This is a genomic window from Atlantibacter hermannii (assembly GCF_009907385.1).
Taxonomy (GTDB): Bacteria; Pseudomonadota; Gammaproteobacteria; order Enterobacterales; family Enterobacteriaceae; genus Atlantibacter; species Atlantibacter hermannii_A.
Genome location: NZ_JAAATR010000084.1, coordinates 33,940 through 60,095 on the forward strand (window position 1 = coordinate 33,940; position 26,156 = coordinate 60,095).

20 protein-coding genes are annotated in these 26,156 nt (G+C 55.3%); 7 read left to right on the forward strand and 13 right to left on the reverse strand.

All coding sequences use genetic code 11. The annotated features are described in order from the left end of the window. Positions 1-102: 102 nt before the first annotated feature. Positions 103-1,215: a YcbX family protein gene (locus GV764_RS18840; RefSeq protein ID WP_161661456.1), complete on the forward strand. Its 1,113-nt coding sequence runs from the start codon at positions 103-105 to the stop codon at positions 1,213-1,215. Here GV764_RS18840 and GV764_RS18845 read toward each other — a convergent pair. After that, entirely contained in the window at positions 1,212-1,754 is a 543-nt protein-coding gene (locus GV764_RS18845; RefSeq protein WP_201743263.1) for a cell division protein ZapC, read from the reverse strand. The genes GV764_RS18840 and GV764_RS18845 overlap by 4 nt on opposite strands. 162 nt (positions 1,755-1,916) lie before the next feature. Further along, complete coding sequence (gene pyrD, locus GV764_RS18850) at positions 1,917-2,927, reverse strand: quinone-dependent dihydroorotate dehydrogenase (protein ID WP_161661458.1); 1,011 nt, start codon at positions 2,925-2,927, stop codon at positions 1,917-1,919. Between the two features lie 236 nt (positions 2,928-3,163). On the opposite strand from pyrD, the gene ssuE reads away from it, so the two are divergent. Further along, positions 3,164-3,739: an NADPH-dependent FMN reductase gene (gene ssuE, locus GV764_RS18855; RefSeq protein ID WP_161661459.1), complete on the forward strand. Its 576-nt coding sequence runs from the start codon at positions 3,164-3,166 to the stop codon at positions 3,737-3,739. Positions 3,740-3,776: 37 nt separating this feature from the next. On the opposite strand, the gene pepN is transcribed toward ssuE, so the two are convergent. Beyond that, positions 3,777-6,389 (reverse strand): aminopeptidase N, encoded by a 2,613-nt coding sequence (gene pepN, locus GV764_RS18860; RefSeq protein ID WP_161661460.1) that lies wholly within the window; start codon positions 6,387-6,389, stop codon positions 3,777-3,779. A gap of 267 nt (positions 6,390-6,656) precedes the next feature. Here pepN and pncB point away from each other — a divergent pair, with 267 nt between their 5' ends. The 4 genes from pncB to aspC all read left to right on the forward strand — a co-directional run bounded on the left by pncB (position 6,657) and on the right by aspC (position 12,484). Further along, a complete protein-coding gene (pncB, locus tag GV764_RS18865) occupies positions 6,657-7,859 on the forward strand; it encodes a nicotinate phosphoribosyltransferase (RefSeq protein ID WP_161661461.1) in 1,203 nt (400 codons plus the stop codon). Positions 7,860-8,030: 171 nt separating this feature from the next. Next, entirely contained in the window at positions 8,031-9,431 is a 1,401-nt protein-coding gene (asnS, locus tag GV764_RS18870) for an asparagine--tRNA ligase (RefSeq protein ID WP_161661462.1), read from the forward strand. A gap of 580 nt (positions 9,432-10,011) precedes the next feature. Then, on the forward strand, positions 10,012-11,109 hold the full coding sequence (locus tag GV764_RS18875; RefSeq protein WP_328515189.1) for a porin: 1,098 nt from the start codon (positions 10,012-10,014) through the stop codon (positions 11,107-11,109). Between the two features lie 184 nt (positions 11,110-11,293). Continuing rightward, a complete protein-coding gene (gene aspC, locus GV764_RS18880) occupies positions 11,294-12,484 on the forward strand; it encodes an aspartate transaminase (RefSeq protein ID WP_161661463.1) in 1,191 nt (396 codons plus the stop codon). A 44-nt stretch (positions 12,485-12,528) separates the two neighbouring features. Here aspC and GV764_RS18885 read toward each other — a convergent pair whose 3' ends face one another. The 7 genes from GV764_RS18885 to cmoM all read right to left on the reverse strand — a co-directional run bounded on the left by GV764_RS18885 (position 12,529) and on the right by cmoM (position 23,277). Then, entirely contained in the window at positions 12,529-13,176 is a 648-nt protein-coding gene (locus tag GV764_RS18885) for an MBL fold metallo-hydrolase (RefSeq protein WP_161661464.1), read from the reverse strand. 35 nt (positions 13,177-13,211) lie between these two features. Continuing rightward, positions 13,212-13,760, reverse strand: a complete 549-nt coding sequence (mepK, locus tag GV764_RS18890) for a peptidoglycan L,D-endopeptidase MepK (RefSeq protein WP_161661465.1) — start codon at positions 13,758-13,760, stop codon at positions 13,212-13,214. A gap of 178 nt (positions 13,761-13,938) precedes the next feature. Then, entirely contained in the window at positions 13,939-15,771 is a 1,833-nt protein-coding gene (gene ldtD / locus GV764_RS18895) for a L,D-transpeptidase (protein WP_161661466.1), read from the reverse strand. Positions 15,772-16,039: 268 nt separating this feature from the next. Next, complete coding sequence (gene mukB / locus GV764_RS18900; protein WP_161661467.1) at positions 16,040-20,488, reverse strand: chromosome partition protein MukB; 4,449 nt, start codon at positions 20,486-20,488, stop codon at positions 16,040-16,042. Beyond that, positions 20,481-21,191 (reverse strand): chromosome partition protein MukE, encoded by a 711-nt coding sequence (gene mukE / locus GV764_RS18905; protein WP_161661468.1) that lies wholly within the window; start codon positions 21,189-21,191, stop codon positions 20,481-20,483. Before mukE ends, mukB begins: the two co-directional genes overlap by 8 nt. Further along, positions 21,172-22,494: a chromosome partition protein MukF gene (gene mukF / locus GV764_RS18910; RefSeq protein WP_161661469.1), complete on the reverse strand. Its 1,323-nt coding sequence runs from the start codon at positions 22,492-22,494 to the stop codon at positions 21,172-21,174. The genes mukE and mukF overlap by 20 nt, the downstream gene beginning before the upstream one ends. 3 nt (positions 22,495-22,497) lie before the next feature. Beyond that, positions 22,498-23,277, reverse strand: coding sequence for a tRNA uridine 5-oxyacetic acid(34) methyltransferase CmoM (gene cmoM, locus GV764_RS18915; RefSeq protein WP_161661470.1), 780 nt, complete (start codon positions 23,275-23,277; stop codon positions 22,498-22,500). 133 nt (positions 23,278-23,410) lie between these two features. On the opposite strand from cmoM, the gene elyC reads away from it, so the two are divergent. Further along, positions 23,411-24,190: an envelope biogenesis factor ElyC gene (elyC, locus tag GV764_RS18920; protein ID WP_161661471.1), complete on the forward strand. Its 780-nt coding sequence runs from the start codon at positions 23,411-23,413 to the stop codon at positions 24,188-24,190. On the opposite strand, the gene GV764_RS18925 is transcribed toward elyC, so the two are convergent. The 3 genes from GV764_RS18925 to GV764_RS18935 all read right to left on the reverse strand — a co-directional run bounded on the left by GV764_RS18925 (position 24,167) and on the right by GV764_RS18935 (position 26,113). After that, entirely contained in the window at positions 24,167-25,060 is an 894-nt protein-coding gene (locus tag GV764_RS18925) for a YcbJ family phosphotransferase (protein ID WP_161661472.1), read from the reverse strand. The two genes, elyC and GV764_RS18925, sit on opposite strands and share 24 nt — an antisense overlap. A 127-nt stretch (positions 25,061-25,187) precedes the next feature. Beyond that, entirely contained in the window at positions 25,188-25,934 is a 747-nt protein-coding gene (gene kdsB, locus GV764_RS18930) for a 3-deoxy-manno-octulosonate cytidylyltransferase (protein ID WP_161661473.1), read from the reverse strand. Beyond that, positions 25,931-26,113, reverse strand: coding sequence for a Trm112 family protein (locus GV764_RS18935; protein WP_161661474.1), 183 nt, complete (start codon positions 26,111-26,113; stop codon positions 25,931-25,933). Before GV764_RS18935 ends, kdsB begins: the two co-directional genes overlap by 4 nt. Positions 26,114-26,156 lie beyond the last annotated feature (43 nt).

Sequence of the window (26,156 nt, forward strand, 5' to 3'; positions counted from 1 at the left end):
ATCACTTAAGAAAATTGTTGCGCATTATAGCCAATCCGCCCCGCATGTCATAAAGTTGCCCTTCTATTTCTTCATCTTCTATGACTTTCCAGGGAGTGCGCAGTGGTCTTTTTATCTCGTCTTGCAGTTCATCCGGTTAAATCCATGCGCGGAATTCAACTCTCTCATGCACAGGTAAGTTTAAGCGGACTGGCGTTCGACCGCATTTTCATGGTGACAGAAACCGACGGCACCTTCATTACCGCGCGCCAGTATCCACAGATGGTGCTGTTTACGCCGGCAATTATGCATGATGGTTTGCATCTGCGCGCGCCGGACGGCAGCAGCGCAATGGTGCGTTATAGCGACTTTGCCGCCGCCGCCGAACCGACAGAAGTGTGGGGCAATCACTTCACGGCACTGGTCGCCCCGCAGGCGATCAACCAGTGGCTGAGCGGATTTTTCTCCCGCGATGTGCAGTTGCGCTGGGTAGGACCGGAACTGTCCCGCCGGGTGAAACGCCATGAAGCGGTGCCGCTTTCTTTCGCTGACGGTTATCCGTTTCTTCTGGCGAATGAATCCTCGCTGCGCGATTTGCAGCAGCGCTGTCCGGCCAGCGTCAAAATGACCCAGTTCAGACCGAATATTGTGGTGTCCGGCGCGCAGGCATGGGAAGAAGATACCTGGGAAGTGATCCGCATTGGCGGCGTGACGTTTGATGTTGCCAAACCCTGTAGCCGCTGCATTTTTACCACCGTCAGCCCGGAGCGCGGCATGAAACACCCTTCCGGAGAACCGCTGGCGACGCTGCAATCGTTCCGCACTGCGCAGGACGATAGCGGCGACGTGGATTTTGGCCAGAATTTGATCGCCCGCGAGAGCGGTATTATTCATGTGGGCGATGAAGTGGACATCCTGAAAACCAAACCGGCACGGGTATACGGTCCTGGAGAGGGGGTGGAAGCGATTGAAGTAGAAACCGCGCCGCAAAGCGCCGTGGCGATCACCTGGCAGGGGGCGACATTCAAAGGCAATAATCAGCAAATCCTGCTGGAACAACTGGAGCAGCAAGGTATCCGCGTACCTTATTCGTGCCGGGCCGGTATTTGCGGAAGCTGCCGGATTCGGTTAGTTGACGGAGAAGTCAAAGCGTTGAAGCAGAGCGCGGTCGGCGACGATGGCACCATTCTGTGCTGCAGCTGTATTCCGGTTGGGGCCGTCACGCTGGATCGCTAAACGGCCTGGTCGAGGCTCAGGCTCTGCGCCACTGGCTGCGGCCTGAGTCTGTCGTTCATGATTTTAATCGCATCACCTAACTGCATGGTGCGCCCGGCAAGGGTTAATCCCGGTTGCGCCAGCAGGCATAGCGCCGCATTGTCTCCCGGCTCCACCACCAGCAGGCTCACGCTCTCCTGGGTATCGCTTAAATAGACGCAGGCCGGGTCGCCGCACAGGGGTTGCCAGTCATCGTTATGAGAAAGAAAATGCCAGCTTTTCGGCATCTGCGGTTTCAGAAAGCGAATCGCTACCAGCGCGTTCAATACCAGTTCGGCACGCTGATCTTTAGATAATTGCAAATCCCGACATTTTTCTTCAAAGGTGAAATAAAGCGCTGCGTCATCAACACAAAAGCCGCTGGAGGCAAAGGCGTCTGGGGTAAGCATTTTACGGGCGAAGCGCGAACGGAATAGCATGCCATTAGCCAGATCGAGCATCATTCTGTCGTGCTCGTCATCAAAATACCAATGCCAGTTATCGTCCGGTTTAAAGCGCATCATTTTCCCCCACCTCTGCCAGCGACGAAATAACATCCTTTTTGCCGCTTCGTTTATAACCCTAATAAAGAAAAGACTAAAATGTCTAAATTAGCAACTGCGCCCGAATATAAAACAACCAGGGCTCAAAATAAAGCCCTGGTTGTCTGTAAGTCAAAAAGCTTAGAGATGGGTTACGATTTCTTTAATCAGCGGCGGGCCTTTAAAAATAAAACCGGAATAAATTTGAATCAGCGTTGCGCCCGCCGCTATCTTCTCGCGCGCCGCCATCAGGGAATCAATCCCGCCGACGCCTATAATCGGCAGCCGACCATTTAATTCCTGAGACAGCAGACGAATAATTTCGGTACTTTTTAATTGCAATGGACGGCCGCTTAGCCCACCCATTTCCTGGCTGTGTTTCATTCCTTCGACCAGCGATCTGTCGAGTGTGGTATTGGTGGCGATAACCCCATCAATATTATGGCGAACCAGGCTGTCAGCGACCTGGATCAATTCTTCCAGAGAAAGATCCGGCGCGATCTTCACCGCCACAGGAACATATTTATGATGTTGTTTTTGCAGTTCTTGTTGCTTATTTTTTATCGCGCTTAAAAGATCGTCCAGCGCTTCGCCATATTGCAGCGAACGTAAACCCGGGGTATTCGGCGAGGAGATATTGATCGCGATATATCCGGCATACGGATACACTTTATCCATACAGATCAAATAGTCTTCTTTCCCCTGCTCTACCGGGGTGTCTTTATTTTTACCAATATTAATCCCCAGCACCCCGTCAAAATGGGCTTTCTTCACGTTCTCAACCAGGTTGTCGACGCCCAGATTGTTAAAGCCCATGCGGTTGATCAACCCTTCGGCTTCTACCAGCCGGAAGATCCTCGGCTTGTCGTTGCCCGGCTGCGGGCGGGGCGTCACGGTGCCGATCTCGATCGATCCAAATCCCATCGCGCCCAACGCGTCGATGCATTCGCCGTTTTTATCCAGACCTGCCGCCAGACCCAGCGGGTTTTTAAATGTCAGCCCCATGCAGGAGACCGGTTTTTCCGGAACGCGCTGGCGCACCAGGCGCTCAAACGGCGTGCCGGTAATGCGGCGCAGTTGCTGGAATGTCATTTCATGAGCGCGCTCTGGATCGAGCTGGAAAAGGGCTTTACGAACGAAGGGGTAGTACATGAACTCTCCTGGATTCCCGGTATGCAGACCGGGGCGCTATTATCCGTGAATGCGCTCACAAAGTGAATTGACTTATGGCAAAAAAGCAACCGTTTCCGGTCATTAAGGGGATTTATGCGAAATTCGGCATTGCTCCGACGGAAAAATCAGTTAGCGCGCGACGGCGACTCTGCGACACTGACGCTAATTGTTATTAATGTTACCAACTTGAAAATCATTAGTTATAAGGAGCTGTCATGCGCATTATCACCCTGGCCGGTAGCCCTCGCTTTCCTTCCCGTTCCAGCGCGCTGTTAGAATATGCCCGCGACCGGCTTAGCGCGCAGGATGTTGAGGTCTATCACTGGCATCTGCAAAACTTCGCGCCAGAAGACCTTATCTATGCCCGCTTCGACAGCCCGGCGTTAAAAACGTTTAGTGCGCAGCTGGAGCAAGCGGATGGGCTGATCGTGGCGACACCGGTTTACAAAGCCTCGTTCGCGGGCGCGTTAAAGACGCTGCTGGATTTATTGCCCGAACGGGCGCTGGAAAAAAAAGTGGTTTTACCGCTGGCGACAGGCGGCAGTGTAGCGCATCTGCTGGCGGTCGATTACGCTCTCAAACCCGTATTAAACGCATTAAAAGCGCAGGAGATCCTGCACGGCGTTTATGCCGATGACAGTCAGGTGCTGGATTATCAGCACAAGCCGGTGTTTAGCGCGAATTTGCAGCATCGTCTCGACGACGCGCTGGATACGTTCTGGCAGGCGTTACACCGTCACAACACTTCTCACCTGGCGCTAACATGGCCGGAGAACTCGCTATCGGTATAACGAAAAACGCCCTTCCGGCAGGAAGGGCGTTTTGTTATCAGGCAAGCGCCTTGTTGATTTTCTCGAACAAATCGCCGGAGAGATTGGGCAGCGCTTTAAGCTGCTCCAGCGCCGTACGCATCAGCTGCTGGCGATTTTCATCGTAGCGCTTCAGGCGAATCAGCGGTTCGATCAGGCGTGACGCTACCTGCGGGTTACGACTGTTCAGCTCGGTGAGCATTTCCACCATAAACTGGTAACCGCTGCCGTCCGCCGCATGGAATGCCAGCGGGTTATGCATAGCGAATGCGCCAATCAGGGCGCGGATACGGTTGGGGTTACTCATGCTGAACGAGCGGTGATTGAGCAGCGATCGCACCGTTGAAAGGACGTCCTGAGCCGGGCTGATAGCCTGCAGCATCAGCCACTTATCCATCACCAGCCCGTCCTGATGCCACTTCTCGTCATACTCCGTCAGCAGCGCTTCACGGCACGGCAGTTGCGCCGCCACCGCTGCCGACAGCGCGGCAATCGCGTCGGTCATATTGTCCGCCTGATGATACTGAGCGGCGATCAATTTATCGGCCAGTTCCGCATCGCCAAAGGCCAGATAATGCAGGCAGGTATTACGCAGCGCACGTTTGCCGATATCGGCATGTTCGATGCGATAACCGTCGAGTTTATTGGCGTTGTACACGGCCAGGAACTCGTCTGCCAGCTCCGTTGCCAGAGTGCGGGTTAACGCGCCATGCACGGCGGCAATCGCCAGTGGATCGATAACATCAAACAGCTCGGCAATCTCGTTTTGCGATGGCAGGGTAAGAATTTCCGCCGCCAGCGCCGGATCGATCTGCGCATCCAGCAGGATAGCGCGGAAGGCATCCGCCACATGTAACGGCAGCGACAGCGGCTGGCCCTGCTGCTGGCGGGCGACGTTCAGTTTGATGTGGGTCGCCAGCAAACTTTGCGCGGCATCCCAACGGGAGAAGTCATTGCGGGCGTGGCGCATCAGGAACGTGAGCTGCTGATCGCTCCACTTATACTCCAGTTTCACCGGCGCGGAGAATTCACGCAGCAACGACGGCACCGGCTGAAAGTAAACATGATCAAACACGAATGTCTGCTCAGACTGGGTCAGATTCAGTACGTGATGCACCGGATGGCCGTTGTATTGCAACGGGATCACCTTGCCTTCGTTATCGTACAGCTCGATATCAAACGGAATATGCAGCGGATGCTTTTCGGTTTGCTCCGCGGTGGGCGGCGTTCTCTGGCTGATAGTCAGGGTATATTGCTCGGTTTCAGGGTTGTAATCGTCCTGAACGCTCACCACCGGCGTACCGGCCTGGCTGTACCAGCGACGGAAATGAGACAAATCAACGTTGGACGCATCTTCCATCGCCTGCACAAAGTCATCGCAGGTTGCCGCGCTGCCATCATGGCGCTCGAAATAAAGTTGCATCCCCTTCTGGAAGTTCTCTTCGCCCAGCAGGGTGTGCAGCATGCGGATCACTTCCGATCCTTTCTCGTACACCGTCAGGGTATAGAAGTTATTCATCTCAATAACTTTATCCGGACGGATCGGGTGCGCCATCGGGCTGGCATCTTCCGCAAACTGCATGGCGCGCATGGTGCGCACGTTATTGATGCGGTTGACCGCGCGGGAACCTAAATCGGAGCTGAATTCCTGATCGCGGAACACTGTCAGCCCCTCTTTCAGGCTGAGCTGGAACCAGTCGCGGCAGGTCACGCGGTTGCCGGTCCAGTTGTGGAAATACTCATGGCCGATAACGCGTTCAATATTGAGATAATCTTTATCCGTGGCGGTTTCGGCGCGCGCCAGCACGAATTTGGAGTTAAAGACATTAAGACCTTTGTTCTCCATCGCGCCCATGTTGAAGAAATCAACGGCAACGATCATGTAGATATCTAAGTCATATTCCAGGCCGAAGCGCGTTTCATCCCACTTCATGGAGTTTATCAACGACGTCATCGCCCAGGATGCGCGATCGACATTGCCGCGATCCACATACAGCTCCAGCGCCACGTCACGCCCGGAGCGGGTAGTGAACGTATCGCGCAACACGTCGAAATCCCCCGCCACCAGCGCAAACAGATAGCACGGTTTCGGGAACGGATCCTGCCACTCGACCCAATGACGTCCGTTTTCCAGCTCGCCCTGGCCTGTGCGGTTACCGTTGGAAAGCAGATAAGGATATTTGGTTTTATCAGCGATAATTTTGGTGGTGAAGCGCGCCAGAACGTCCGGGCGATCAAGATACCAGGTAATATGGCGGAAGCCCTCCGCCTCGCACTGAGTACACAGCGCTTCACCCGACTGATAAAGCCCCTCCAGCGCGCTGTTCGCCGCCGGGCTGATTTCATTGACGATTTTCAGGGTAAAGCGGGCAGGCAGTTGCTCAATAATCAGGGCGCTGTCTTCTAAGCGATAATGGGGCCACGCCTCATCATTCACTTCAAGAGAAATAAGCGTTAAAGATTCGCCATCCAGGCGCAGCGGCGCATCCGACGCCTGCGGGCGATTCACCTGACTCATCGCCGTAACGCGCGTTTTTTGCGCATCCAGCTCAAAGGTTAAATCGATGTCGCTGATGAAATAATCCGGCGCACGATAATCGTGCCGGTATTTGGCTTGTGGCAATTGAGTCATAGAAACCTTATCCATCGTCCGTAGAGTATCGAGCTTCAGTCTATTCTCGTTGCGAAAATGTTGCTATGCAGAATCTTTATCTTTTCTGGCGGTGTAACGCCTTTTACTACATTTATATAACATGCGGCACGAAATGCGCTCGACCAGCCTGGTATGTTATGGTGTGATCCTGCTTCAATAAACGGATAATCAGGGTATACTCCTGCGTCTTTATCTGCTTTCGCTACCCCAGGAAACGCGCCTGTTAGAGGATGCCAGTTACGCGCCATGACACAATATGCTTCCCCTATTCTGCACTCGTTGCTGGATACCGACGCCTATAAGCTGCATATGCAGCAGGCCGTATTCCATCATTATCAGGGCGTGCATGTCGCCGCAGAGTTTCGCTGCCGCGGTGACGATCTGTTAGGTATTTATGCGCAAGCTATTCGCGAGCAGGTGGATGCGATGCAGCATCTGGCGCTGAGTGATGATGAGTATGCCTGGCTCGCGAAACTGCCGTTCTTCAAAGCGGATTATCTGGCGTGGCTGAAGAATTTCCGCTACGACCCGTCGCAGGTGGCGATCGTGAACGATAACGGCAAGCTGGATATTCGTCTTTCCGGCCCGTGGTTGGAAGTGATTATGTGGGAAGTGCCGCTACTGGCCGTGATTAGCGAGCTGGTTCACCGCTTCCGTACGCCAGACATCACCGTCGACAATGCCCTTCAGCATCTCGAAAGCAAGCTGGTAGAGTTTAAGGCGCTGACCGCAGACCTGACGCTCAATCGCTTTTATCTGATGGATTTCGGCACCCGCCGCCGTTATTCCCGCGAAGTCCAGCAAGCCATTGTTGAACGCCTCCAGCAGGAATCCTGGTTTGTCGGCACCAGCAACTACGATTTAGCCCGCCGCCTGAATCTGACGCCGATGGGCACCCAGGCGCACGAGTGGTTCCAGGCGCATCAGCAAATCAGCCCGGTGTTGGCCAACAGTCAACGCGCGGCGCTTCAGGCCTGGCTGGATGAATATCCCCAACAGCTTGGTATCGCCCTGACGGACTGCATTACCATGGACGCGTTTTTGCGTGATTTTGGACCGGAGTTCGCTACCCGCTATCAGGGGCTGCGCCATGATTCCGGGGATCCGGTTCAGTGGGGTGAGAAGGCCATCGCCCATTATGAAAAATTGCAGATCGATCCGCTCACTAAAACTTTGGTGTTTTCCGATAATCTCGATCTCACTAAAGCGCTCGATTTATACCGTCATTTCGGGTCGCGGGTAAAACTCGGCTTTGGTATTGGCACGCGCCTGACCTGCGATATTCCTGGCGTTCAGCCGTTAAACATCGTGATTAAGCTGGTGGAGTGCAACGGTAAACCGGTCGCGAAGCTTTCGGACAGCCCCGGTAAAACCATCTGCCACGATAAAGCCTTTGTGCGCGCCCTGCGTAAAGCTTTTGATTTACCGCAGGTCAAAAAAGCCAGCTAATCCCCGGTTCAGGGAGTTTTTCGGCTCCCTGAACCCCATCGTTTTGTGTTTTCTTTATTTCCCGACACGAATTCTGCTTGCCCGCCAGCGCCCGCCAGGTAACATAGATAACCCTCCCCCGTTGGGTGGATAAGCGATTTTTGTTATTGACTACTAACCAGAGAGATAATTATGAGCGTTGTGCCTGTAGCCGACGTACTCCAGGGCCGCGTTGCCGTTGACCAGGAAGTCACCGTGCGCGGATGGGTGCGTACCCGTCGAGATTCAAAAGCTGGCATCTCCTTCCTCGCCGTCTATGACGGTTCCTGCTTTGATCCTATACAGGCTGTCATTAATCATTCTCTGCCCAATTACAATGATGACGTTCTGCGCCTGACTACCGGCTGCTCGGTTGTTGTGACCGGCACCGTGGTGGAATCCCCGGGCCAGGGCCAGAGCTATGAGCTGCAGGCGACCAACGTTGAAGTGACCGGCTGGGTTGAAGATCCGGACACCTATCCCATGGCTGCCAAACGCCACAGCATTGAATACCTGCGCGAAGTGGCGCACCTGCGTCCGCGTACCAATATGATTGGCGCGGTTGCCCGCGTTCGCCATACTCTGGCGCAGGCGCTGCACCGTTATTTTGACGAGCAGGGCTTCTTCTGGGTATCTACGCCGCTGATCACCGCCTCCGACACCGAAGGCGCGGGCGAAATGTTCCGTGTCTCCACGCTGGATCTGGAAAACCTGCCGCGTAACGATCAGGGCAAAGTCGATTTCGATAAAGACTTCTTCGGTAAAGAAGCCTTTCTGACTGTTTCCGGCCAGCTCAACGGCGAAACCTATGCCTGTGCCCTGTCAAAAATCTACACCTTTGGCCCGACCTTCCGCGCGGAAAACTCCAACACCAGCCGCCATCTGGCGGAGTTCTGGATGCTGGAGCCGGAAGTGGCATTTGCCACGCTGGACGATGTCGCTGCGTTAGCCGAAGGCATGCTGAAATACGTATTCAAAGCGGTGCTTGACGAACGTATGGACGACATGAAGTTCTTCGCCGAGCGTGTGGATAAAGACGCTATTGGCCGTCTGGAGCGTTTCATCTCCGCTGACTTCGCCCAGGTGGATTACACCGAGGCGGTAAAAATCCTTGAAACCTGCGGCGAGAAATTCGAGAACCCGGTTTTCTGGGGTGTCGATCTGGCTTCCGAGCACGAGCGTTATTTGGCTGAAAAACATTTTAAAGCGCCGGTTGTTGTCAAAAACTATCCGAAAGATATTAAAGCGTTTTACATGCGTCAGAACGAAGACGGCAAGACCGTGGCGGCGATGGACGTGCTGGCACCGGGCATCGGTGAGATCATCGGCGGCTCGCAGCGTGAAGAACGCCTTGACGTACTTGATGTGCGTCTCGAAGAAATGGGCCTCAATAAAGAGGATTACTGGTGGTACCGCGATCTGCGCCGTTACGGCACCGTTCCGCACTCCGGTTTTGGGCTCGGTTTTGAGCGTTTAATCGCTTATGTGACCGGCGTTCAAAACGTACGCGACGTAATTCCTTTCCCACGTACGCCGCGCAACGCCAGTTTCTGAGTTAAAAAAGCCGGGTTTTCCCGGCTTTTTTTCGTCCTGCTGCGTCAGTTTTCGTCTACATAAATTCAACATTTGTTCGCTTCAACCCCCTCTTCCCCCTCTAACGTAACCGGGTATTAACTGGTAATAATTTTCGATAAAAATTATCCCTGCTTTTCTTGCACCCTTTTTTAAGTGATGCGCATAGCACAATTGGCTAAATATCACACAGACATCCAGCCATCTGAATCGACGCTTCATAAAAGTGAGAATAATTGTCGTTAAGGCGAGGAAAATCTGTTTATCATAATTAAATATAAGGTTTTCATATATATAGAATAGGAACGTCTTAAAATTGTTCAGCTAAGTGATTTATTTTGATGTGGTTCACAAAGTTCCCAAAAATACACAATTAGTTACACATTATTGCTTTTGGTTACTGTGTTTGCATATTTGTAGCACTTTCACTGTAGCTAATCCTTAATATGAATGGAAAGATGCCTCCAGACACAGAAAGACACCAAACTCTCATCAATAGTTCCGTACAGAATTATTGACGGCAGTGGCAGGTGTTCAAAAAAACCAATGAGGGTAATAAATAATGATGAAGCGCAATATTCTGGCAGTGGTTATCCCTGCTCTGCTGGTAGCTGGTGCAGCTAACGCTGCAGAAATCTATAACAAAAACGGCAACAAACTGGACCTGTACGGAAAAGTAGTTGGTGAGCACGGTTTCGTGACTTCTGGTGACAACACCACCAACGGCGACTCTTCTTACGCTCAGATCGGCTTCAAAGGCGAAACTCAGGTTACCGATCAAGTGACCGGTTACGGCCAGTGGGAATACCGTGCTAAAGCCAGCAAAGAAGAAGGCAACCAGGACAACGTAACGCGTCTGGCGTTCGCGGGTATCAAAATTGCTGACGTAGGTTCTCTGGATTACGGCCGTAACTACGGTATCGTATACGACGTAGAATCATACACCGACGTGTCCCCGTCTTTCTCTGGCGAAACCTGGGCGGGCAGCACTGACAACTACATGAACAACCGTTCTACTGGCCTGCTGACCTACCGTAACAGCGATTTCTTCGGTCTGGCTGACGGCCTGAACTTTGGTATCCAGTACCAGGGTAAAAACGACCGTGCTAACCTGAAAGCGGCTAACGGCGACGGCGTGGGTTACTCTCTGGGTTACAACTTCGCTGAAGGCTTCAGCGTAATCGGTGCCTACAGCAACTCTAACCGTACCACCAACCCGGCTGGCGGTCAGAAAGCTGACGGTCGTGGCGAGCGCGCTGAAGCATGGTCTGTTGGTACTAAGTACGACGCCAACAACATCTACCTGGCGGCTATCTATGCAGAAACCCGTAACCAGACTGCAACTGGCCGTTCTATCTATGACATCGCTAACAAAACTCAGAACGTTGAAGTGGTAGCTCAATACCAGTTCGACTTCGGTCTGCGTCCGTCCGTATCTTACGTTTACACCAAAGGTAAAGACCTGGTTGATCCGGTTACCGGTTCTTCTTACGACCGCGACCTGGCTGAATACTTCACCGTAGGTACTTACTACTACTTCAACAAGAACTTCAACGTATACGCTGACTACCGCATCAACATGCTGGACAACGACGACGCTTCAACCGCACTGGTTGGCGTTGACGACCAGGTTACCCTGGGCGTAACTTACCAGTTCTAATCGGTATAACCTCGTTATCGATAAGACAAAAACAGGGCTTCGGCCCTGTTTTTTTATGCCCGAAAGTGGAAAACACCAGATTTACCAAACAGGGAATCTTTTACAGGCAAACGGTTGGCATTTGGTAAAACTCCCGTTAACCTGATAGCGAATTTCCCTTCTGATATCACAATGGAACCTCGTCATGTTTGAGAACATTACTGCCGCCCCTGCCGACCCAATTCTTGGTCTGGCGGACCTGTTTCGCGCCGATGAACGTCCGACTAAAATCAACCTGGGTATTGGTGTTTATAAAGATGAAACCGGTAAAACCCCGGTTCTCACCAGCGTGAAAAAAGCCGAACAATATTTGCTGGAAAACGAAACCACCAAAAACTACCTGGGCATTGATGGTATTCCTGAATTTGGCCGCTGCACCCAGGAGCTGCTGTTTGGCAAAGGTAACGCGCTGATCGCCGATAAACGTGCCCGCACCGCCCAGACCCCTGGCGGCACTGGCGCACTGCGTGTGGCAGCGGATTTCCTCGCAAAAAACACTGACGTAAAACGCGTCTGGGTCAGCAATCCGAGCTGGCCGAACCACAAAAGCGTGTTCAACTCTGCCGGTCTGGAAGTGCGTGAATACGCCTATTACGACGCACAGAACCATACCCTGGACTTCGACGGCCTGCTGAATAGCCTGGCGGATGCTCAGGCAGGCGACGTGGTGTTGTTCCACGGCTGCTGCCACAACCCAACCGGTATCGATCCGACGCTGGACCAGTGGCAACAGCTGGCACAGCTGTCGCTGGATAAAGGCTGGCTGCCGCTGTTCGACTTCGCCTATCAGGGCTTCGCCCGTGGTCTGGAAGAAGACGCAGAAGGTCTGCGCGCGTTTGCTGCGCTGCATAAAGAGCTGATCGTCGCCAGCTCCTATTCCAAAAACTTTGGTCTGTATAACGAGCGCGTAGGTGCCTGTACGCTGGTTGCCAGCGATGCGGATACCGTCGATCGCGCCTTCAGCCAGATGAAATCCTGCATCCGCGCTAACTACTCCAACCCGCCGGCGCACGGTGCCTCTGTGGTAGCGACCATTCTGAGCAATGACGCGCTGCGCACCATCTGGGAACAAGAGCTGACCGATATGCGTCAACGCATCCAGCGCATGCGTCTGCTGTTTGTGAGCACCCTGCAGGAGAAAGGCGCGAACCGTGATTTCAGCTTTATCATTCAGCAGAACGGCATGTTCTCGTTCAGCGGCCTGACCAAAGAACAGGTACTGCGTCTGCGCGAAGAGTTTGGCGTTTACGCTGTCGCTTCTGGCCGCGTTAACGTGGCGGGCATGACGCCGGATAACATGGCGCCGCTGTGTGAAGCGATTGTCGCCGTGCTGTAACCCGCGCGAAGAAACAACAAGGGCCGCATTCGCGGCCCTTTTTATTACCAGACAGGCATCTCGTCCTGTAAGAAAGGATTGTGCAATCGCTCGTTACCGAGGGTAGACAGCGGGCCATGGCCGGGAATAAAGGTCACGTCATCGCCAAGCGGCAGCAGTTTACTTTTGATGGAATCAATCAGCGTGGCGTGGTTGCCGCGCGGGAAGTCGCTGCGCCCTACTCCGCCTTTAAAAATCACGTCGCCGGAGATTAACAACCGCGCGCGCTCGTCAAAAAATACGATATGACCCGGCGTATGACCAGGACAGTGCAGCACCTGCAGGGCTACTTTGCCTACCGTTACGCTGTCGCCTTCATGTAACCAGCGATCCGGCGTTAGCGGCTGGCACTCTTCCAGCCCAAACATCTGGCTCTGCGCCGGTAATCCCTGCAACCAGAATTCATCTTCTTTTTCAGGCCCGATAATCGGCACGCCGTAATGGGCCGCCAACTCCGCCGCCGCGCCAACATGGTCAAGATGCCCGTGAGTCAGCAGGACAGACTGGATAGTCACGCCCTGCGCCGCCACGGCCTGCTGAATGCGCGGCGCGTCGCCGCCTGGATCAACAATGGCCGCCAGACGCGTCTCTTCACACCAGATTAATGAGCAGTTCTGTGAGAACGCCGTGACCGGAATAATTTGGTAATTCATACCGCTCCTTTTATCCGGTAGTGACCGGATTCGTTCTACCAGTGCCTGAGAGGACCGGTATCAATATGCACAAAGTTACTACGCGGGTAGTATCCTACACCACCTGCGCGCAGAGACAACGCGGCTTTGCGAACATTGCTCAGAGAGATGCCTTCGATATGAAAATCCATGGCCTGGCCTTTGGTGTGATAGCTCTGTTTGGCTACACCACGGCTTCTGGCGCGTAATTCATTATTGGTATCGAGAGAGCGATAGCCGGAAATAAGCTGAACCGGCTTGCGGGTTCCCAATAACCCTTGCAGACGGTAAAGCTGATCGAACAGTTTCGGATCGATGCTTTTGATTTTATTGGCGCGATAATCCCGGAAGAAATGGTTCAATTTTGCTAATTCATCCTGAATATAGTCTTTGCCGTCGAAAAACTCCGCTTTGATGCTCTCTCCGGTATTGAGATTGTTCAGCGTAAGAATACGAGGACGGGGCGTGGAAAGCGTTGCAAATGCCGGTACAGGCAAGATGGCGGCGCCGAGCGTCACGCCACCAAGCGCCAGCAATTTGCGGCGGTTAGCGTCAAATTTATCCATGATGTTCAGGTCTACAGTCAGTGTTGTGATTATATGCACTTCTGGCGCACGCAAGGCACCTTAACCGCCAAATCTCGACACGTCAAGGCTTCAAAACCCAGTAAAAACGGGGCTTGCAGCGAAGCAAGCCCGTTTTTTAACCGTTATTTTGACAGCTTATTTGTTAGAAATTCTGTAGTTACCTGATGAGTTGTTCTGCTTTTGGCAAGATTTGTGCGCCCGATCGCGCAGGGGAATCATAATTGTAAATATCCGATCTGAATTGCGGTTTTCCATCTGCGCCGACGAACGCCGTCATATAGTAAAGATTCACCGGGATCGTCTGGGGAATGTTGACGTAACGGGTATCGCCCTGCTTCAGCGCATCGGAAATGCGCGTATCGTTCCATCCCGCATCCTGCAACAGCATATTCGCCAGTTCCGAGGCTTTATTGACGCGCACGCAGCCTGAGCTGAGCGCCCGCGCCTCTTTCTGGAACAGATTGTGGTTCGGCGTGTCATGCAGATAAATCGCATCCGAGCTGGGCATATTGAATTTATAGCGGCCCAGCGAGTTGTGCGCGCCCGGCGCCTGCTGGAAGCGGAACGGTAAATTCGATGCGGTAATCGTTCCCCAATCCACGTTCCAGGGATCAATCACTTCAGCTTTACCACTCCAGCCACGCAGTACCGTATAGTTATGCCGCTCCAGATAGCCCGGATCGTTCCACACTTTCGGCAGGATATCTTTGCGCGCCAGCGTCGGCGGCACATTCCACGGCGGGTTTACCACCACGTTATTCAGCGCGCTGCTCATCAGCGGCGTCTTACGATCGGGGCGCCCGACAATGACGCGGGAATCCAGCACCTGGCTACCGTTCTGGTAATAGACCAGCGAATAGGCCGGGATATTCACCATAATGCCGGTGGTGAGCTTCTGAGGCAGCAGGCGCAGGCGCTGGATATTTAATGCCACCACGGCGGCGCGTTGTTCGGGTGACATGTTCAGTAAGTCGCGGGTGGACTGACCAATCACGCCATCCGTGCCGAGCCCCTGCGAGGCCTGGAAGCGTTTCACGCCTTCCACCAGCGTCTTGTCATAGACGCCGCGCGCCGCGTTTTTTTTCTGCACCGGCGCGGATTCAGTCACGGCCGCAGAAGGGCTTACCACGGCGTTTTTAGCGGGCGGATCCCCCGGCAGTACGATGTTTGGGGCGTTATCCAGCATACCGTTGCGCTGGAGAATTTCACGCAGCGCGCCGACATCGTTACTCCACTGCCCTGGGCGCAGTGAGGCGGTGGACGTCAGCTGCGGCCACGGGCGCGAATCGGCTGCCAGACTCAACAGAAATTGATGCATCACCTGATACTGTGGATGCTGCGGCGCAAGGCTTTGCACAAAAGCGATCAGCGAGCCGTTGTCGAGCGCCACTTGCCACTGGTTCACCACCGACAGCGGCGCGATTTCGGCTTTATAAGGTTTATCGCTATACAGCCAGCGATTGCCTTTTAGCGGAATGCCGGAGAGGTAATAAAGGTAACCCATCATGGCGTCTGACAGCACCACGTCACGCGCCATACCGTTCACGTCCGGATTAGTCAGCAGTTCGACCCAGGTGGTGAACTGCGGCTGAAAACCGGCGATGGCGACTTCGGCCAGCTGCTGCTGGAATGCCTGTACCGCTTCGCGGTTTTCCCACATTGGTTTGGCGTCGCGGGCGGTATACAGCGCGGCCAGCGCATCCATATAAACGGGTGTGTATCCCTGAGGAAGCTGGGACTGAAGCGCGCTCCGCGTTTGGGCGATACGCTCACCGTCAATCTGCGGCCCGATACCGGCCATCAGCGCCGTAGCGGGAGATTGCGCCTGCGGAAGCAGCATTGAGCCAGGCTGATCGATAACGGCCGCCGAGCCATCAGACGGCACCAGATCGGGCTCTTCAGCGAAGGCATTGGTCAACGGCGCTAAACTGAGCGCCAGACACAACTGAATCGCGGACCACCGATAACGTTGAGCTTTTATAAGCAACATCCCTTGCCTCCTTTTCATTTTTTACATCATTCCCGTAAGCTCGGCTTCAGGATTACCTTCAGTATATAAAGAGAAAAAACCATTTGCCTCGCCAAATGTAAAGAAGTTTAAAGAAAAGAAAGTCTGAAAAAAAAGTCGGCAGACCGGGCGTTCAGGTGCTAAGCGGCTCGGCAGGAGGTTGCGCAACACGAACCTGAAAACACAGCTCGCATTGCTTTACAGAATAGAACGCCCGGACAGTGACTGTCCGGGCGCGTCACTGGCGCGATCAGGAGGCGTCGGCAGTGCCTGGCAGCGCCTCGGTTTGCGCAGCCGCAAAGCCGCGCAGCCCCACCACGTGTACGTGTTCGTGGTTCTGCACCACTTTACGCACCAGTTTATAGGTGGTGCCTTTTTCCGGGCTGATGTTTTCCGGGGCGGCGATGATTAACTGCATCTCCAGACGGTCGCACAGCTCGAACAGTGTGGCGATGGAACGGGCATCCAGACGCGCCGCCTCATCAAGGAACAACAGACGGCACGGCGAAATATCTTTGCCGCGCAGACGACGCGCTTCGTCTTCCCAGCTCTGAACCACCATCACCAGAATCGACATCCCGGTGCCGATCGCTTCACCGGTCGACAACGCGCCGCTCTCGGCACGCAGCCAGCCGTCGGAGCCGCGGTTGACTTCCACTTCCATCTCAAGATAGTTACGGTAATCCAGCAACTCTTCCCCGATGGTTTGCGGAGTGCGCTGGCCCATATCGATCTGCGGATTGAGGCGCTGGTACAGTTTCGCTAACGCTTCCGAGAAGGTCAGTCGATTGCTGTTAAACAAATCCTGATGCCGCTCGTGCTGTTCCGACAGCACATCCAGCAGCATGGCGTGGGTTTCGCGCACGTTGACGTTCAGCCGCACGCTGTTCACCTGGCCAAACGACACGCTTTGCAGCCCCTGGTTGAGCATCCGGATACGGTTCTGCTCGCGCTGAATGGTCTTACGGATAATGTTCGCCACGCTGCGGGAGCTGATTGCCAGCTTCTGCTCGCGAGAGGTCAGCTCTTCCGTCAGACGCCCCAGCTCGATTTCCATCTGCTCGATGGCCTCGACCGGGTCATCGGTGCGGATAATATCCTGGCGGATACGCTCGCGCAGATGCTGGTAAACCGCCACAAAGAACTGGATTTTACGTTCAGGACGCTTCGGATCTTCCGAGCCGCGCAGCACGTCGCGCAGGTGTTCGTTATCCGCCACCGCCAGACGCAGCGCGCCTAACGCCTTATCCGACATAGAACGCAGCTCATCGGCGGAGAGATAGGCCAGCTCGCGGCGGTGCAGGCGGCGTTCGACGCCATTGTCTTTCACCATGCGCATCACCGCGCACCAGCCCGCTTTGGCGCTCACCACCTGCTCGCGCATTTCGTGGTAATCGCGCTCCAGGCGGCGCAGTTTGCGGGTCAGGTTGTCCATTTCCGCTTCGCAGAAGGTCAGCTGTTTTTCCAGCTGGCTGCGGCGCGAACGGTTGTTGCTGAGCTGGGTATGCAGCTCATCACGGCGCTGACGCGCCCGCTCCTCCGCACCCGCATCGGCGCGCACGCCGATATCTTTCAGCTCTTTGTTGAGATCGTTAAGCAGCTCTTTCTTGGTATCGTAGGAGCTTTTCAGTGACGCCAGCACCTGATGATACTGGCTAACCTGCGCCGCATGGGTGCGCAGCGCTTCACGCGCCCGGGTACGCTCAAGCTCCGCCTGCTCAAGACGCCGGCGCAGTTTCTCGTTCAGATCGCTGTTGCCGCTGAGCATATCGGCGGAGTCGGAATAGCCAAAGTGCGCGCGGCGCGATACCACTTCCGTCAGGGCAAACGCCTGTTGGCGCGCATCGCGCTGCTGCTGCTGCGCGTAGGCATAGTCTTCTTTCAGCTGATCGTACTGTTCCGGATCGCTTTGCAGTACCGACGCCATCGGCTCCAGCTTCGCCAGCAGGTTGCCAAACTGGTTGATGAAATGCGCCGCTTCCTGGGCTTCGTCCAGCCGCTCGCGGATTTCATCCACACGGTCGGACAGCGTCTCATCTTCCAGCAGCGCCAGGCGCGGCAGCAGCCGGTTAAGTTGGGCTACGCCCTCTTTGGCCTGGTCGAACTGGGCGCGCTGCTGCTGGTTGTCATTTTCGTGGGTGCTTAACGCCCGCTCCAGTTCGTTACGGCGGGTGTTGAGCTGGCGGATTTCCGCTTCAGGATCGGAGTCGAACGCCACCGCCAGGTGGCTGCCGATAAAGCGGCTAAACGCCTGGTGCAAACGCTGGGTTTTCTGCACGTCAAATGACAGGGTTGCGAAACGTTCGGACAGCGTTTCACGCTCCTGATGCATGCTTTCAATACGGCTTTCACGGGCTGCACGGCCAAACAGCGGCAGCGTCGGGAAGCGCGAGTAACGCCACTGGCGATCGGCGATTTTCACCACCACCGCCTTTTCCAGCTCTTCGGTGCTGAACACGCTGTCGTCGAAGGACTGCGGGTCACCTTCAATCAGATACAGATCTTCCGGGGTATCTTCCAGCCCTTCCAGCTGCTCGCGCACCAGTGACAGATCCGGCACCACGATCGCATGGCGCGACGGACCGTACAGCGCCGAGAAGTACGGCGCGTCTTCGAGGCTGACGTCGTCATAAATTTCCGACAGCAGTACGCCGCCGAAACGCTCGGCCAGGGCGTTAAGACGCGCGTCTTCCGCGCCCCCCGGCTGGCTGAGGCGTTCAATTTCTTCATCGACCGTCCGCTTGCGCGCGCCGACTTCATCGCGCTCAACCACCGCCTCACGCTCGCGCTCCAGCAGCTGCTGCAGGTATTCGGTCACCTGCTGGCTGGACTCAAAGCTCTCGCCGCACTGTTCGATAATCTGGTTGAGGCTGTTTTGCGCCGCCAGCCAGACAGGCGCGCGCTGGGTCAGGGTTTTGATACGGCTTTGCAGCTGCTCCAGCTCCTGGCGCAGCGTCATCCGCTGTTCCCCGGCCTGCGCCACGGTGTCTGACAGCGCGGCGATGCGCGCTTCCAGCTCCTGGTGCAACGCTTCGAGCTGTTCCGCCGAATAGCGTTTCCCCTGGCGTTTGCAGAAGTCAGAGAGCAGGCGCTCGGCGTCCTGCTGCTCGCGCAGGCGCTGTTCCAGTTCGGTCAAACGGGAACGCAGCGGGGTGACCTGCGCGGCAAGGTGGCGCTGGGTCGAAGCATCGCGCAACAAATCGCGCGCCACGTCCCAGGCGTCATCACGCGCCACCGGGCCGTTAATAGCGCAGACCAGCTGGAACGCCTGTTCAAACTGGCTGTGCGCCGCCTGGGCGACGCTCATTTTTTGCTCAAGGTTGAGCAGGCGACCGGTGGCTTCTTCCTCTTTGGCCTGGAATGTTTCCAGCCACTCTTCGGCAGATTCCGGCGAAAGATCCGGCAAATGGCACAACTCGCGGGCGCGTTCCAGCGCCGTCAGCGCCTGCTGATACTGAATTGCGCGGGTCTGCTGAACGTCCAGCGCCTGTTGGTAGTCCGCCAGCTGGTTTTTCAGCTCGTCCACTTCCAGCTCGGCGGCTTCGGCGCGGGCTTCGTTTTCTTCCTGCTGTTCCGCCGCTTCGGCCACGACTTCGTTTTGCTCTTCCAGCCGCACCTGCAATTCTTCTAAATCGGCATCATAGCGCTCAATTTTTTCCTGCTGGCGCAGCGCGGTTTGCACCAGGTTCAGATGATCGCTGGCTGCCTGATAATCGGTCTCCAGATCCCCTTCCGCCCCGGCATGCTCGGCAAGCTCCCGCGCCATGTCCACGTGCTTGTACTGTTCGGCAGCCAGCTGCTGGCGGCTGGTGAACAGATCGCGACGGTATTCAATGGCTTTGTCGAGGTGAATACGCCGCTCGTTGGCATGGCGCATATAGTCCGCCGCCACATAGTCGGTGGCCTCGGAAATCAGGTGTTTGAACAGATCGCGGTCCGACTGGGTGACGCGAATCGCTTCCAGCGTCATGCGGTTTTCACGAAGCGCCGCTTCCATATCCTGGAACGCTTTACGCACGCCGCTGTTTTCCGGCAGCAGGTAATCACGCAGGGAGCGGGTGATAGCGCTGGAAATCCCGCCGTACAGCGAGGCTTCAATCAGGCGGTAATACTTGCTGCGATCGGAGGCGGAGCGCAGACGGCGCGCCACAATCCCCAGATCGAACATCAGGGAGTGGTAATCGGTAATCGAGTTAAAAGCTTTAAACTGCACCCCTTCGATTTGCTCAATTTTGTCTTTGAGTTCCTGAAGGGTTAATACGCGCGCCTGGCGCTCGTTCAGGGTTTCGGTCAGCAGCTGGGTCGGCTGGACAGACGTCGGCAGCCCCTGGATCGCAAAAGGTTTGATATCCACTTTGCGATCGCGACCGGCGATCTGCTGTAAACGCACCCCGACCACCACGCGCTGATGGCGCGAGTTCACCACGTCCAGCACTGAATAGCAGACGCCTGCTTTCAGTTTGCCGTGCAGGCCTTTATCGCGCGAGCCGCTGGTGGCCCCCGCTTCGGTGGTGTTACGGAAATGCAGCAGCGTCAAATCCGGGATCAAAGCCGTGACGAAGGCCGCCATGGTGGTGGATTTGCCTGCCCCGTTCCCCCCGGACAGCGTGGTGACCAGTTCATCCAGATCGAAAGTCCGGGCAAAAAAGCCGTTCCAGTTAACCAGCGTTAGCGAGCGAAATTTACCGCGTTCAATCATTGTCTTCCTCCGCATTATCCGATTGCGCGTCTTCAGGCTCATCATTGAGTTGCAGGTGGTTTTCTACCGGCATCGCTTCGCCGTCGCGGATCATGCGCAGCTGTGCTTCGCGGGCGTCATCGCCGGCGCGCACATCGGCACCGAAGCGGAATACCGACTCCGTGATGCGGAATTTGCTGCTGTCATGCCCCATAAACCACACCATACCCAGGCGGCGCAGGCGGTTTAACGAGGAACGCACTTTTTCCTGAAGTTTCTGTTTATCAAGATCCGAACCGGTGGAACGGTTGTTGACCAGTTTGAGCAGTTTGCTTTCGTCCGCCAGCGTCAGCAGTTCGTCATACAGTTCCTGCTGGGTAAAAATGCCTTCGTTCGCCAGGCGCTCCGGGCTGAGATACAAGTAGCAGAGGATTTTGCCTACCATCATGTCCAGCTCAGACAACACCGAACGCGGGATCAGCGTGGTTGAGCGCGGGCGCAGGTAGAAAAAGCCTTCCGGCGCGCGGATCAATTCCACGTTATAGCGGGTGTAAAACTCTTCCAGCTCGGGCTGGAAATCCATCAAAAAGGCGTGGTTATCCAGTTCATCAAGCCCGATGTGGCGTCCTGAGCGCAACTGGCTATCCAGCGCGGGGAATAGCGGATTCGCCAGCGCCTGGGCCAGTTTAACCGGCATAAATTTTTCAATATTTGTCAATGACATGTGCCTGTACCTTGGCTCCGTAATCATTAATGGGCTGCCATTTTGCCGGCAACCCAGAGAAATCTGCTTCAGCGATACCGAGGCGCACGGCCTGGTCAACCACGATCCGCGCCACGTCGAAATGCCGGGCACGCGGATATTGCGCGAGATACTCACGCATCACCAGCCCCAGGTCTAGTGGTTGTTGTCTGTTTTTGAAGCCCGCCAGCTGGCCTTCGATCAATGCCGCCAGCTGTTCGCGGATCTCGTTAAACTCTTCATATTCCAGATCCGCCGGGAGCTCGCCGGTCACCTCTTCATCACGCAACGTCATTTCTTCGTCGCGCATATCCAGCAGGCGATCGGCGTTGGCATAGGTTAAAGCCCAGGGCGCGTCAAAATAGCTCTGCACCGACTGGCGCAGGCGCTGGGCAAAGACGCGGTTTTTATCCATATCGATCGCGGTACGGATGAATTTATGCACATGGCGGTCATAGCCGATCCACAGGTCAATGGCCTGCTGGCCCCAGCTGATAATGCGGTCCAGCTTGCTTTGCAGGTCGATCACCAGCCGGTCAATAAAGTGCAGATCGTGTTTATCGAGGATCGCGTCCTGGATCAGCAGTAAATTGGCCTGTAGCTTATCGCCCGCCGCTTCGAGGGTATCCTGCAGTTCACGCAACGTACCCGACGTCTCTGACAGCAAAAGTTCACAGCTTGAGATGGCTGCGCGCCAGTCTTTATTCAGCAGTTGCGCGATATCGTCTTTTACCAGTTGCTGTTGTTCGTCCATGATGCGCTGGGTCAGATCGATGCTGTCGAAAATCTCCGCCACCGAATATTTCAGCGGCGCATAGACGTTGCGATGCCAGTGGAATTCGTCCCCGCCTTCGCTGGCGGCATCGGCGGCGCGTTTCAGTTCGCCCGCCACGATGGAAAGCTGCATCGAGAGGCGCAGCGTGGAAAATTCCCGCTGGCGGATGTAATAGTCGGTAATGCCAATGCCCAACGGCGTTAAACGATAGATGGCGTTGCCTTCATTGATCTCGCTGGTAAAGCGGTTGAGCAGGCGCTGGCGCACCATATCGTTGATGGCGTTGTTGGCGCGCTGGGTTACCGTTTCGTGGGTCTGCTCAAACGCCTCGCTGACGTGGCGGAACGCATCCACCAGTTCGCCCTCGCTCATTTCACCGTCCATGCGCTCGCCGTTGAGCGTGGCGATGGCCAGCAAAAAAGCCAGCCTGTCTACCGGAAGCTGGATGGAAAAATCATTTTTCCTGGCCCAGGCAACCAGTTCGGGGACTGTCTGGGAAAAATCACTCATAGTTTATCCTTGGTTCTCCGGCTTGCGTGCGGTGACATGTATATAACGCCCCAGACTGATATACGGCTCCTGCCGGCAATAGCGTGTTTCCAGTTCTAACAGCACGTCGAATTCATCGCGCTGGCGATGCTTTTCGCGCAAATAATCATGAAAGACCCGCACGCCGGTTTTACCTGTAATGGTCCAGCCGATTTGTTCAAGCCAGCGATAGACATCGTCAGGGTTGCGCGGATGATCCGGCGACAGGGTGCGTTTTTTGCGCTTCGGCATGCCTTGCTGCACATAAGCGAAATTTCCGGCCACCATATTATGCATCAGCAATCCGTTTGCATTGTAAAACATCAGGGAAAGCGCCCCGCCGGGAGCCAACACTTCCCATAATGCTTTCAGCACGGCCTGCGGATCGCTGACCCATTCCAGCACCGCGTGAAACAATATCAGATCAACCGGGCTTTCTAAATGTTGCCCTACGTCCTGGGCGGCGCAGTGGATAAAGCGCATCGCGTCGCTAACCGCGTTTTGCTGGCTTGCCAGTTGCGCCCGCGCCAGCATTTCTGATGAGAGATCGCAGAGCGTAACCTGATGCCCGCGCTGCGCCATGCGGATGGCGGTTTGTCCCTCTCCGCCGCCGGCATCCAGTACCCGCAATGGCCGCTGCGGTAACGCATCAAGCAGTTGATCGAGATCCTGCCAGAGAATAGCCTGCCGCAGCTGGCCTTTTGTTGTCCCGTAAATGTTGCGCGCAAACTTTTCGGCAATATCATCAAAATTGCGATCCCGCATGGGTACAACTCCACCTTGTAAAGAAAGCATCTGGGCAAAGGCGCTATTTTGGCATAGCCGTAGGGATAAGGAACCCATCAGGTGTAAGATCCGCGCTTTGCGCCCGTTATATGGTTAAAAAGGACCCGGTTTTATGCTCTTTTTCCTGAAAAAGTTTATCGGCGGTCTGTTACTGCCCCTGCCGTTCCTGCTGATCGTCATCGGTGTAGCGATTTTGCTGCTGTGGTTTACCTGCTGGCAGAGGACGGCGAAAACGCTGTTGACTGCAGGCTGGCTTGCCCTGCTGCTGCTCAGCCTGCAACCGGTCGCCGATGGCCTGTTAAAACCCATTGAAGATCGCTACCCAACCTGGCAAGGCGAGCCGAAGGCGCAATATATCGTGATTTTAGGCGGCGGGTATACCTGGAACCCGCAATGGGCCCCCAGCTCGAATCTGATTAATAACAGCCTGCCGAGAGTGACGGAAGGCATTCGCCTGTGGCAGGCCAATCCGGGGGCAAAACTGATCTTTACCGGTGCCAGAGCCATCGGCAACCCGGTCAGCACCGCTGAAGCGGGGGCTCGGGTGGCAGAAAGTTTAGGTGTGCCGCGCGACGCCATCGTCACGCTGGATACGCCGAAAGATACCGAAGAAGAAGCCGCGGCAGTGGCGAAAATGACTGGCGATACGCCGTTTTTACTGGTGACGTCCGCCTCGCATCTGCCCCGGGCGATGATCTTTTTCCAGCGTCAGGGGCTAAAGCCGATCCCGGCGCCTGCCAACCAAATCGCGATAACCTCCCCGCTTAACCCCTGGGAGAGAGCAATTCCCTCTCCGCTCTGGTTAATGCACAGCGATCGGGCCAGTTATGAGACCCTTGGGCGGGTCTGGCAGTGGCTGAAAGGCGTATCAGGCGATCCAGGGGATCAGTGATTTAGACGCCAGGTCGAAATTAATGCGGTTCATGCGCCCGGTTTGCAGCAGCTGGGCCACTTCGTCCCACAATACATACAGCCAGCGCCGCGACAGGAAAGCTTCTGCGACCGGCGCGCGTTGTAAATAGTGCCACAGCAGGCTCTCCGCCTGGCCGGTATCGCACAGGCGGAACAGTTCATACTCGCGCGGCGCCCAGAGCGTTAAGCCGGGGTTAACCATCGCCAGCAGCTGATCGCTACGGGAATCTTTTAACATGCTGCGCAAGGTGAAATTGCCGTGGATCAGGACGCAATTATCGTTGAATCCGTAAAACAGCGAGTCGAGGCATTCCCGGGTGCGAAACAGAATTCGCTTATCCTGCATGGTTAAGCCGCAACGCGGATACTGATTCAGGGTGTTCCAGAGCACTTCAACGCGCTGGCGATACCAGGAGGGCCAGATATTTTCCTGCGTGCTGTCGACATTGCCCACGCAGCCCCGGCTGTCGACCCGGTGCCATGCCAGCAGGGATTCAACAATCTGGTCTTTCAGCTGCTCCCAGCGCTCGGGCGTGCGGGCGGGGGCTTCCACCGATACGCCGCGCAACCGCTCCATCAGCACCACATCAGGGCCCGGATTCTCTTCATGGGTCATTACGCCATACACCACCGGCATCCGCGCGGTGCCTGAACGGGCCAGCATGGAGATTTTCCAGGCGAGCTGACCGGCAAGCCCTGGCGATGTGAAGCTGCGGGCCAGCAGCGGCATCGGGTTGCCGTGGCTGTCATAGAGCGCCCATAAGGCGGTATCGGGCTTCTCGCTGACGCATTCAACCCGGCTTAATTTTTCACCCAACAGATGGCTGAGTTCTGCACGCAGTTGCTCCATTCGCTTTTACCCTTAATAACCATACTGCTTTTATAATGGGCGTCCTTTTCGCAGATGTCATCAGACGAGATCAATAAGCTGCCAGAAAGAAAAAACCGGCCAGTGGCCGGTTTGCAAAATTGTCGGTTTAGCGCATTTCCGCCCGAACGCGTTCGAGATCGGAGGGCGTATCGACGCCGGTGCCGGGCACCTCACGCGCCACCGCGACGTGAATTTTTTCACCGTGCCACAGCACGCGCAACTGCTCCAGTCTTTCAATATGTTCCAGTTCACTCGGCGCCCAGGTCACGTAGCGGCGAATAAAACCGGCACGATAGCCATAAATGCCGATATGGCGCAGGAAGTGACCGGCGATTTCATCCCGTGACTGGGCGAAGCGGTCGCGATCCCAGGGTATGGTGGCGCGGGAAAAATAGAGCGCGTAACCTTTTTTATCCATTACCACCTTAACCGCGTTAGGATTGAACGCCTCTTCTGCGCTATGGACAGGCACCGCGAGGGTCGCCATCCCGGCATCGCATTTCTCCAGGTTTTCCGCGACCTGACGGATAATCGCGGGTGGGATCATCGGCTCATCGCCCTGCACGTTGACAATAATGGTGTCATCGGCAAAACCCATCTTCTCGACAACTTCTGCCAGACGTTCAGTACCGGACTCATGATCGACGCGCGTCATGCAAACTTCGCCGCCTACGGCGCGTACGGCATCGGCAACGTCGACCGCATCGGTAGCAACGATTACCCGGTCAGCGCCGGATTCCCGGGCGCGTTCGAGCACGTGCACAATCATCGGCTTGCCATTGATGTCCACCAACGGTTTACCCGGCAGACGCGTTGAGGCATAGCGGGCGGGAATAATGGTCACAAAGCTCATGAATAACTCTCTTCCGGATCCAGGGTGCGGGCTTCGGTTTCCAGCAAAACGGGAATGCCCTCTTTAAACGGGAAGGCCATATTGTCCACTTTACAGATAAGCTCCTGCTTATCCTGGCTGTAATACAACTTGCCGTTGCAAACCGGGCAAGCAATGATTTCAAGCAAACGATGATCCATGTTTCCTCCTGACGGATGTAATGCCCAAAGAATACCACAGCCC